Genomic DNA, 12,498 nt, shown 5'->3' with positions numbered 1-12,498 from the left:
ATGTAGTCTTCTTATAGTCTTAGAGTGTGTTATCTCACTTACTTATTCAACTATGCAGTTTAATATGTAATTATTTATTATGTTAACCATTAAATATAAAAACTCTATCTATACTATTTTAAATCAAACAACCTAGATAGAATCTTCATCTTTATTATAATAAGGGCATCTAACCCTACCTCACACCATGTTATTGACAACTTACGTGTCTAAGGTTGCATTTCTTTTTACCCACAACATAGCCGAGTGCCTCCATTGATACAGGTAAGGAGACATCACCTCTTACAATTTATCAAGATGGTATAATTTTCAAATAAATACTTATAGTTCGGTTTTCATTAATACTGACAGTTAGTTAAACCTATTAAATTATCGGACAATTCTCATGTACGCTCCACTTATTTATCCTAACCCCAGTCTTCAAAAGTAGTTCTACACACGTCTTCACCTTTTACTAAAATAACCCTAAGAACTTTTTTGTTTTCACTCTTTCTGGAGGCTCTTTGTATACCATCTCAGCATTCACTAAATACTGTGCATTTTCTTGAAACATATAACGCATGTCCATGCCATAAATCTGTTCGATATTTTCATAGGCAGCTCTTAAATTAAATGTACGACTTGTGATGTTATGAGCATCAGAAGCAATAAAATGGGTCAGATTAGCATCTATTAACTTATGAGTAAATTGTTTTACTTTTTTACCAAAATGACCTGTTAAACTTGAGGCAGTTATCTGTGTTAGAGCGCCATTTTTAACAAACTCATATAACACATTCGGATTCTCTGTAATTTGTGAATTTCGTTCTGGATGAACGATAATTGGTATTAAATTTTGAAGTTGGATATCAAAAATTAGTCTCTCAGTATACCTAGGAACATGATTAGATGGTAACTCAATGAATAAATACTTATTTGTATTATTCAATGTAAGTATCTTTCCTAATGCATAATCTGATAATAGTTCACCATTGAGTCTAATTTCCTGACCAGGAAGAATTTTTACGTTTATATCATTTTTTTCAAGGACCTTGTTCAATTGTACAACGTGCTCCATTATATCAATCTTCAAATTGTTATATTTCCCATTTTTATGGTGAGGTGTCGCGATAATTTTGCTGATTCCTTCTTCAGAGGCTGCTCTTGCCATTTTAATGCTATCATCAATAGTGACTGCACCGTCATCAACACCCGGAAGAATATGACAATGGATATCAATCATTGTAGTCCACCTTTCTTCCCAAATCTACTATATGTCAAAAATGATAATATCATACTTTTTAACCAATTAACATATTTATTCTTGAAATACCATAAATTATACAACTTTTCGAGGGGTTTAACGGACTGAAAATCAAGACAGCCAATTGTGTAATATAATATTATTTACAATTTCGCGCTCTTCATAAAATAACTGAAGAAAAGGTTACTAACAATTTGAAGCTATTTAGTATTAACAGGTTGCTAGGCTGACGATTCTTGTAACTATAGCATTTGTTTAAAATATTTGTTTAGTATCGTGTGTTAGATCTAAATGAAGGAGAGGAAACTTGATAACAGTCTTTACAGCGGCACCTTTAGTACAATGAATAGTGTAATGATTATGGAGGATAGGTATATCTCTTATGCTTCATGTCATCTTACAGTAAACATCATCGGTTTAGCAACCAATAAATTCATTCTTTCCTTATTTAACATGAATGAGATTATAAGAATCAATAATTGTTACTTCATAACTTATTCAAGTAACATTAACTAATGTAATTAGGAAAGCACGCAAAACTCATCCTTTAATGTTTGTATGCAAATTCATATTACCGCTAGGAAGTTAAGCGTGTTTTCCTTCTATAATATTGTTCATTTAAAATCAATACTTAACAAAATGACTTTTAATTATTCCCGTAATAATAGTAATAGTTGCTGGCTTTTAGTTTCTTTTGATTAATTACGGCACCAAGTATTTTAGCTTGTGCTGTTTGTAATAGTTCTTTTGCTTTTTGAGCATCTTCTTTGGCCGTTTTGCCGCTGTGAACGACTAAAATGACACCATCACATTGATTAGATAATATTTGAGCATCTGTCACAGCTAATAAAGGAGGTGAATCGAAAAGAATAATATCATAATGCTCTCTAGCTTCATCTAATAAATCTTTCATTGATTGTGAACCTAACAATTCAGCAGGATTAGGTGGAACTGGACCAGACGTTAACACATCCATGTTACTTTCATTTATAGATTTAATAGCCTCAAGTAACTTCACCTGCTTCGTTAATACATTAGTCAATCCAGTTGTGTTTTCTAAGCGAAAAGTGTAATGAACGGTTGACTTACGCATGTCTGTATCAATAAGCAAAACTTTTTTTCCTTGTTGAGCAAATGTAACTGCCAGATTTGCAATTGTAGTCGACTTCCCTTCTCCAGGGTTTGATGAAGTGACCACAATCGTCTTGATCTGTTTATCGATTGACGCAAATTGAATATTGGTTCGAATTGTTCGATATTGTTCTGAAATAGGAGATTTCGGATCCGTTTGAGTAATTAAATTTCTCCCCGAGGATAAGTTATTTTTTTTACGAGCCAACAGATTCACCTCTAACTACATCAACTTTATGCATTTGATTTCTCTTCAGCTTCTCTTCTTTTTCCATCGTAGTAATGACACCCAACACTGGTAAACCTAAAATATTTTCCACATCTTGTTCGCTCTTAATAGAGTTATCCAAGTACTCAAGTAAGAATGCAACCCCTACACCAATCATTAATCCTACAACGAGAGCAATTGCGATATTTAGTAAAGGTTGAGGCTTAATAGGTGATGGGTTTTCATCAAAATCCGCATAAGCAAGAATGCTTACATTATTTACATTCATTATTTTCACTATTTCGCGTTGAAATACTTCCGCAGTGGTATTGGCAATCTTCACAGCCATTTCTGGATTCGGATCCTCTACCGCTATAGAAACTACTTGAGAGTTTTTCTCGCTTTGCACGTTTATTTGACTATTTAATTTTCCGACAGAAGAAGTTAAATCTAGTTCTTCAACAACTTTATCTAAAATTGCTGGACTCTTAATAATAACATTATATGTATTAATAAGTTCAAGATTAGTACGAATATCACCTGATGTAGTTTGTTGGTCACCATTATTTTGATTCACTAGAATTTGAGTCGAAGTTTTATAAATTGGTGTTATAACATAGAAACTAAGAACAGTACTTATTATCACAGGTATTATAGCAATCAATAGAATGATCCATATTCTTTTCTTTAGAGTATCAAAGAGTTCTTTTAGACTGATTGTTTCTTCCATTTTTGCTCCCCCAACATCCCATTTTTCCGTAAAATTGTATGTTTTTAATTGTAACACATTTCCACACTTTATTAATATTTCATTTTCAAAATTTAATCGAAAATGTCGAATATTGATCTGTTATATATTTTTTTATCAAAAATATATATACCTAAACAATATATATGTAATGTTATTCCCCTAAACTGATAGATAACTGATACAAAGAGAAAGCAATTTATCCTCGAGGATAAATTGCTTTACACTTTGTTTACTTTTGAGGTGCAGCTATATCAAACGCAAGCTCCAATGTTAATTTATTACCTTTTGTATCTTTAAATTCTGCTTTGAATATATATTCTCCTCTTAGAACCTCATACGTACCATCTGCAATTTGTTCATCTAACACAAACTCCCACTTACCTGAACCTTGATAACTCATATGACCAACAACATTAGGCAAAATTGAATCATCTGGTTTCTCAGATACTCTCACTTCAACATCATTTTTGTCCAAATTCTTATCTGTTACAACTGCTGTAAAAGTACCGCTTGTCAAATCAACATCACCTAATGTGATTTCTTCTCTGTTCTTATCTCTAAACATCGGTGGTAAAGGTACGCTAATCTCGCTGTCAGTAGAGATGTAAGCATTAATTTCCCCATCAAAATCTACAGTTACAGGATCATGATCACCATAAGTCACAGTTACGTCATCTAACTTTTCTGAAGATGTTAGTGTGACTAGTTCTTTCTCCCCGATAGTTCCATCATCAACCACAACTAATTTCCCATCTTCTAACTGGAATTCCACATTTGAAGTAATCGTAATTTCCGAACCTGTTTTACCGCTTAAATCTGCTTCTAATGACCCACTACCAAGTGTCGTCGTTACTACCCCAAGTTCTGGTGCATCCTTGTCAGATGTACTTGAACCACCACCAGATCCTCCTGATCCACCTGATGATCCACCGCTAGTTGCATCTTTATTTGTCTTACCATCAATCTTTTTGATTTGATCATTTACTTTATCGTAATTTTCAATTACATCCTCTGCTTTTGAACCCTCAGGAAGTTTTAGGTCAGCTACTTTTGTTTGCTTACCAAGAGTAAGTTTTGTGCCGCTTTCAACTTCAACTTTATCAATACTTCCTTTTGACTCAAGTGAAAGGCTAGTACCAGTTGTTACTTTTAATTCTTTAATATTTACATTACCTTTTAATACAATTTCATCATTATTATTAACTTCTACAGTCTCTACAGTACCATTAATATCTACATGAACAGCACCTTCACTAATCGTTACCTTCGGAATCACAACACCTTTATCCGCTGCAACAACAGCATCACTATTCAATGTAATCTCAACAACTGACGTTTTACCTCGTGGTTCCACTCGAACATTAACCTTATTAATTTCAACATCTGCTAATTTACTGTTATTGAAAACTACAGTATTATCATCGCCACCATTGATAACTGTTGTTCCACTAATTGTCAAATTATCTGAATAAAAGTCATTTTCTAGTCCCTCAGTAATCTTAAAGTTACCTTCAACAGTAACATTCTTAATCGTAATATAGTCATTATTTACAACTAATTGACCTTCAATTACTGCATCTTGTCCATCTAATACAAGGTTACCACTAAATTCTTCTTCAGACGGCTGACCACTTGCATTAACTGAAAGGTATGTAATCTTATTAATGACGCCATCTACTTCTTCAAACTCAATTCCGGCATTTTCTAAAACTTTAGCATTTGCAGCAGAAAGGATACCCTTTACATTTTCAGAAACTGAATACGTTACACCATCAATAACAACCGTTTCAGCATTAATTGCTTCCACTACTGAAGTTTTAGCATTTTCAACAAACACATTCATACGATTCACAAATACCGCTACTTCACCACGAGTTACAGATTCACCTGGAGCATAACTATCTGCAGTTCTACCTGAAGTTAGGGAATTGTTATAAAGAGCAGCTACTGCATCCGCATACCAGCTACCTTCCTTTACATCAGCAAATGGTGTGTTTCCATTCCCAGAAATATTATATGCACGCACAAGCATACTTGCTAATTCAGCACGTGTAACATTTTCAGTTGGTTTGAAAGTTCCATCTTCATACCCACTAATGATATTTGCATTCGCTAATGCATTAACAGCTGACGAATACCAAGCATCTGCGCTAACGTCTTTGAATTTATTGCTATTAACTGATAGATCTAAATCAAGATCATTCGCTAATACTTTTGCTATTTCCGCACGAGTGATTGCTACATTCGGTTTAAATGTACCATCTTCATAACCTTTAATTATCCCCTTACTCACTAAATCATTAATTGCACTTTCATAATAAGAACCCTGCTTAACATCGTTAAACATACTAGCTGCCTGTACACCAGCTGTTGGTGAAACTGCACTAGCAACTAATGCTGCAGTAGTTGCTGTAGCAACAAAATATTTGTTATTCTTCTTCATTACTTTACCCCCATTATATAAAATTATAAATCAACCAATAAGAAATGAATCTCAAAACCTTACTCTAGAGCTACTAGTTTACTCTTTTTCTTGTTGAATATCAGTGTTTGATGTAATTAATTCTGTAGACGCCACAGTTTAGGATAATCAATATAACTATTAAAACATATTTTGGATAAAATTTCTCTATGAAATTCATATTTTTGCTATTTGTTCAAGATTTCTTCTAATTATACGTTACAGTAACACTTCACTGACAAATATAAATATCTTTCTATTATAATAATGATCTAACTTTTTAAAAAAGATCACTGGTATTAGTTATTAAAATTATTTTTACAGATTCAGCGCGAAAAAAACTTAATAGAAAAAACCTAATTTTCATTTCCTTATTAATATTTTTCATCAATCAATAATGTCTATTGGTATCCAAAGTTTTTCTCTTGAATTTTGACAGTCTTTTTACTTGTTTAAAAAGAACTTTAAGGAAACTCAGAAAAATCGATAGAATCAACCTAAATATCTTTGTGTAGTTATTCATTGAAAAGACAATGGCCATTTAACCTTTAGTAAATCTACAAAAAACAAATTAGGAAACAATTTTGCCAATAACTTTTTTTGTATATCAACATAATCCTAATATTTTAAAGTTTATTTTAAAAAGTGGTGATTTAAGAAAAAAAGCTAATTTTAAAAGGGGCTTTTTCGCAAAATATTATCCATATGTATATCCTGCGTGATGAATTGGATTGGTTCTGTATCATTATATAAGAGGGTTTCTCTTCACCTAAAATAAAACCATAAATCACCTTTAATGTGTCTATGAGTCAAATTCTAATGAATGCAACTCTAGTAAAATAGTTGCATTATAATTTTTTCTCTTAATCTAATAAGAAAACAACCGAACTAAATTCAGAAATGAATAAGGTTGATCTTATTAAAATATAGCAAAGACATAACCATTCGTAACCTAAGTTTCTCTTTGTTAGCTGATTAGCGTGAATTCTAATTTGCAAAACTTTCATTTATAATACATATTACTCTTACCAATGAAACTTCTAGCTATTAATTAATTCCTCACTAATGATACTCAAAGTGTAGTAAAATTACATTCGCATCAAAAAGAGTAGTAAAAATATTAATCTATAATCCCTCTGAATAATCTATTTGAATAAAAATCCACAAAATATCACCTGAATAAACACCATAGTATATAAATGTCTAACAAAATCCATTTTAATTTTTAATACCAAAGGAGAGCCAACTAAAATTTCGTTCGCCCTCCTCACTATTTCAAATACCTATTAACAAACATTCCATTCAAATTTTACTGTCATTTACAATTGCTCACCTAAACTTCCGCCTTTTCCAGTTTAGATGTCATTATGATCCATCAAATTTAACTTATAATGTATCAGCAATTATAGCTTCTTTTAAATTAATACCCAATTCAAAACTACTCACCTTATTAGCCAATTCATCAGTTAATTCACTGTTTTCTTTGAATGAAATTAATACATCTGAAGTGTCACTATCTTTAATCGTAATGATTAGCTTATCACCCTCAATTTCAATGTTATACTGCTCATCAGCAGTAAGACCACCTTCCACAAAGCCAACTGTATCACCATTACTCTTAATATTAAGAGTTGCAGCAATATCGCGTGCTTCACCTTTGATATCTTCAGTAAAGCCCAACGTAATGCGATAAATACTCTCAGCTTCATCTGCTTCTACTTTATAGCCAGCTTCATTTCCACCATTATTTCCCTCAAAGTACTTATCATTATACTGAGCTACTACCACACCAGCTTCTCCACCTGATACAGTTGGGTCTACTTCACTTGGTTTTGTCTCGTCTATTTCACTTGGTTTCGTTCCGTCTACTTCACTTGGTTTCGTCTCGTCTGTTTCACTTGGTTTCGTTCCGTCTACTTCACTTGGTTTTGTCTCGTCTGTTTCACTTGGTTTCGTCTCGTCTGTTTCACTTGGTTTTGTCTCGTCTATTTCACCTGGTTTTGTCTCGTCTACTTCACTTGGTTTCGTCTCGTCTGCTCCTCCTGGCGTTGTTTCTCCTCCACCTGGTTCATCAACAACATAATCAAATGCTTTCGCTTCATCAAGATCAATACTTACATCAAAATCAAGTACTTTGTTATCCTTTTTATCAGTAAACTTATTGTTTTCCTCGAATTTAATATCAACATCAGAAGTGTTGCTATCTTTAATCGTGATGATTAGCATATCATCTTTAACCTCAATGTTGTATTGCTCATCAGCAATTAGAACATCTTCTTCAAAAACAACTGTATCACCATCACTCTCAATTTCAAGAGTTGTCGCAATTTTGTCTGCTTCGCCCTTAATATCTTCAGTGAAACCTAACGTAATGCGATAGATATTATCTTCTTCATCTACTTCGACTTTATATTCGTCTTCATAACCATCATTATTCTTATCATTTTTATCCTCATAATACTCATCATCATACGTAGGCGCTACTTTATCTTCTACATCAACTATAAATTTCCCAAGCTTAGCATCTTCTTCATAATCATCTTCACTAAATAAAGTTTCTCCGTATGCTGTTACAGTGTTATCCTTCGATCGTTCCTCAACAACTAATATAATTGGATTTTTATTAATTGTAGCGTCTGAGGCAACATCTTCATCTAATGTGAATGTTACCGTTTTATCATCATCATCTAAATCGATATCATAAGAATAATCATCTAAATCACCTTGACCAAGCAAACCTTCTTTCGTTTTTAAAACGAAGTTATCGTCTTCCCAATCATCAACACGTTTATTGAATTTGAATACAATTTTGTCCGTTTCAGTTAACTCAAGATCTTCTATTTTAAGTTTACCTTTAATGTCTGCGTCAGGTAATTCTTTATTAGCATATGCATCTTCTGAAAGATCACCATTTGCATCTTTCACACGAAGAATCGTGAAATCAATTCCACCTTTCCAAATTTCTTCTTTTTCTTTAAGTTCATCATGTTCTGCAGTAATCTTGATTTCTACTTCTTCATCATTGATTATATCAATTGCTACATCAAAAGCATCTTTGTCATCAAGTTCGTCAAGAGTATATGCTTTTCTATCATACTTTACTGAGTAGTTTGATAAATTGTCGATCGCATACTTACTTTCACCGACTGTCATTTTTCGATCAAAATTAATTAGAATCGTGAATTCTGTTTCGTCATCATCTTCTCTATCCACATAAAGAGTTGCTTCCTCATTAATTACTTTATCAAGATCAAGGTCATCCTCAACATCAACTTCAAATTCTTGTTCAAGGTCATCTGTTGCATTACCTTGCTTGTCTTCAACACCATCGATCACTAACGTATATTTACCTGCACCAGAAAGGTCATCACCTTTCAATTTAATAACTACAGTTGTCTCGTCAGAGCTTAGATTGATTGAGCTAATCTCAGTATCTTCTAGTTCGTCACCATCTTCATCGAGGATCGTATAGTTATCTTTATCTTCTGCAGAATCCTCATCAAGTTCTTCATCGAATTCTACTGTCAATTTATCTACGATGGCATCAATATCACCATCAACACGTGGAGCTTGCTCATCTACTGATACTTCTACTGCGTATCGAATCGTTTGTTCATTTTCATTACCCCAATAATCTGTAAGTGCTTCACCATCAATGTAAATATAAGCCGTACCATCTGGAAGCTCTTCATCTTCATCAAAATAAAGTGTTAATTCATTGCCGTCAAGTTCAACACTTTTCGCCCTATTTTTAGTATTCGTATGATAGAAATTTTCTAATAATTTATCTTCTTTTTCATCATCGAATTCCTTAATGTCCTTATTAAAAATCAGCGTAACTTCATCTTCAAAAGCGTTACGGAAGCCTACTACTTCAATTGGGCTATCATCTTCTGCAACCGTAATATCATGGCTTTGCTTAACTAGTGAAAAGCCCGCATAATCGTCAAGACCATTATCAATGTTAACCGTTAACTCGTCGCCATCTTTAAACTTACCGCCTACTTCGATGATGGCCTCTTTACCTGCATCTACAGCTTTTACTTTTTTAATACGATACGTTTTGTCTCCATCTTCTGATGTTACTTCAAATACGTCTTCATCAAATTCTGGATCTGTAAAATCTGGATCTTTTGGGTTGCTGCTAAAAGTATGATCCATTGCCTCACTAAAAATGATTTTAACCGCATTCTCCCCAATAACTTCAACATCTTCTACTTCTGGAACAGTAGAATCAGAGAATTCAAGGTCATACTCTAATTCTTCACCGAGAACTGCCTCATCAATAATTAATCTACCTTCTTCTTGATTTTCCATTGCATCATTAAGTGTAAGAATAGCAATGTTTCCATCTAGAACGGTAACCTTAAGAACTTCAGCATCTTTTCCATCACGGTTTTCAAGGTCTTTGCCTTTAGAGTTTTCTAGTGTATAGTTATCTTTATCTTCCACACCTTCGTTACCAGTTACATCTTGGTTGAAAACAACTGCGATTTGGCGAAGATTTGGAGTCTGAACATCCGCTACTGCAAGTTCAGAAAAATCGAAGTCTAACTCTTCTCCATTTACTTCAATCGTACCAACTTCACCATCAAGGTCTTCAATTGTAAGAAATACTTCTAAATCATCAACTTCTGCAACTTCTACTTCAGTTTGTTTGCCATCAACATAGATACGGAAATTATCAGCTGTAACTTTTTCTTCGGATGCTTCTGAAAGAGTTACAATTAACGTCTCACTGTCTTTAAAACGAAGTTTTGAAACTTCTAGCTTTGGAGCCAATACATCACTTACAACTTCAGTCTTATATACAAATTGTGCAGCTTGAGCACGAGTTACTTCTTGAGTTGGTCCGTAGTGTGTTGCATCTAAGCCCTGAACAATATCAGCTTCCACTAGTGCTCCGATATAACCTTTGGCCCACTGAGAATTACCGAGGTCTACGAAATCAAGGTCAACACTTGAATCTTCACCAATACCATATGCTACAGCCATCATTTTCGCCATCTGTGCACGTGTTAAAGTCTGATGTGGTTTAAAAGTACCATCTGGGAAACCAGAAATAATCCCTTCATTAACTAATACTGACACGTAAGGTGCAAACCATTCTCCCCTTTTAACATCTGGAAAATTAGCATCTGGTGCACCCTCATGATCTAACCCAAGAGTTAGAGCCATAACTTTCGCAGCTTCTGCACGAGTCAAGCTTCCATTTGGTTTAAAAGTACCACCAGGATAACCTGAAATCACCTCTTTATCTACTAAATATTCAATTGCCTCTGTATACCACGTATTGTCTTTCACATCACTGAATTGAGCTGCACTAACTGTAGGTGCTACAGCAGATGCTACAACAGCAGTTGTCACTGTCATTGCTATAAATTTACGGTAAGATTTTGGTTGATACGCCATCTCTTATTCTTCCTCCCTTATGTACTGCATTTTTAATATGACAAGCCTCAAAGAAACATTCCTATTAATGCTTTTCTATAAAATAATTAAATTACTACAATAAAAAACAAAAATAATCTTTCAAAAACAGGATAAACATGTAAATAATTGTATTTCAACTATATTTTATGTGCATTTTAACCTTATTTCAAGTGTATTTCTCTAAATTAATAAATAAGACACATCTTTAATATTTGTAATATATTAATAATTCAGATAATAATTGAAGTATCCTTTTTAACTGTATTTAGAGTTTTAAAGATAAAAAATCATTATTTAGTAGTCAACTCTATTAATTAAGACAGTTGAATCTTTCTACTTTTAATAACACTGATTTAAAATTATGGAATTAGACTTAATCAAAATGCGGAACAACGGATCCAACAGGAGCACCTTTTACAATGTAGAGAAAATCAATACTCAAATAAGAAAACAATAGTAAACCAATTACTGTTGCAACAAACCTTATTCAACAAGTCTGTCCTAAAATATGACTAAATCAAAAATGAAAAACAAATATTACGTAGTTCCGTCAATTTAGAACACCAACTCTCTTTTTGTCTACGATTCTAAATTTATTAAATAATGATATCGTAGCTTATAAGCTCTGTTATCACCAACAAACTTCTCTTGTGGTGGTCAAGCATAAATATACTTTAACTGTAAGTGACAATCCGAAAAAAGTCATTTCTAATTCTAATCAAGGGAATGTCTACACTTCTTATCCTTATTAACATCAAGTGAAAAAATAACGTAGTGAATAGTATGTGAAGATGGGGAAATGTTGGGATAACGCAGTTATAGAATCTTTTCATTCTAACTTGCAATCAGAGGAGTTTCAGTATGTGCAGTTTCATTAGGAAGATTCAGTTGGTTCATGTTATTACCTTTAAAATTAGCCACTTGGTTTCATCACAAAACCGACTCTTTGATTTTATTGTAATGACTTATTTTTGAACAATTAAGTTTTTTATACATATTTATAATTATTTTTAAAAAAAGGGCTGACCATAAAGTCATATTATAACCTTATGAGTCAGCCCCTTATTTTTATTCACTTCACATATCCAAGGAACTGCCCTTAGTTATTAGAAGTAACATAATTATTATTCAGTTGCTTCAGTTTCTTCAGCTGCTTCTAGTTCATCTAGTCCTGTTACTAGTAATTTTTGAGCGTCTGTTAATGCATCATATGCATCACGTGCTGCTTTTACTGCTTCTTCAAACTCTTCTGTTGTTGCTTCTTCAGCATC

Annotated in this window: 5 protein-coding genes; all 5 read right to left on the bottom strand. The window is 33.1% G+C overall.

From position 1 onward, the window contains the following. Positions 1–454 precede the first annotated feature (454 nt). On the bottom strand, positions 455–1,222 hold the full coding sequence (locus BFG57_RS11705; RefSeq protein WP_069717677.1) for a tyrosine-protein phosphatase: 768 nt from the start codon (positions 1,220–1,222) through the stop codon (positions 455–457). Between the two features lie 667 nt (positions 1,223–1,889). Then, a complete protein-coding gene (locus BFG57_RS11700) occupies positions 1,890–2,582 on the bottom strand; it encodes a CpsD/CapB family tyrosine-protein kinase (protein ID WP_069717676.1) in 693 nt (230 codons plus the stop codon). After that, on the bottom strand, positions 2,572–3,312 hold the full coding sequence (locus tag BFG57_RS11695) for a YveK family protein (RefSeq protein WP_069717675.1): 741 nt from the start codon (positions 3,310–3,312) through the stop codon (positions 2,572–2,574). Before BFG57_RS11695 ends, BFG57_RS11700 begins: the two co-directional genes overlap by 11 nt. A gap of 250 nt (positions 3,313–3,562) precedes the next feature. After that, positions 3,563–5,776, bottom strand: a complete 2,214-nt coding sequence (locus tag BFG57_RS11690; protein ID WP_069717674.1) for an S-layer homology domain-containing protein — start codon at positions 5,774–5,776, stop codon at positions 3,563–3,565. Between the two features lie 1,404 nt (positions 5,777–7,180). After that, entirely contained in the window at positions 7,181–11,206 is a 4,026-nt protein-coding gene (locus BFG57_RS11685; protein ID WP_069717673.1) for an S-layer homology domain-containing protein, read from the bottom strand. Positions 11,207–12,498 lie beyond the last annotated feature (1,292 nt).

Origin of the sequence: Bacillus solimangrovi, from assembly GCF_001742425.1 — a bacterium.
Taxonomy (GTDB): Bacteria; Bacillota; Bacilli; order Bacillales; family Bacillaceae_N; genus Bacillus_AV; species Bacillus_AV solimangrovi.
This window is presented reverse-complemented; position numbering and strand designations above follow the sequence as displayed.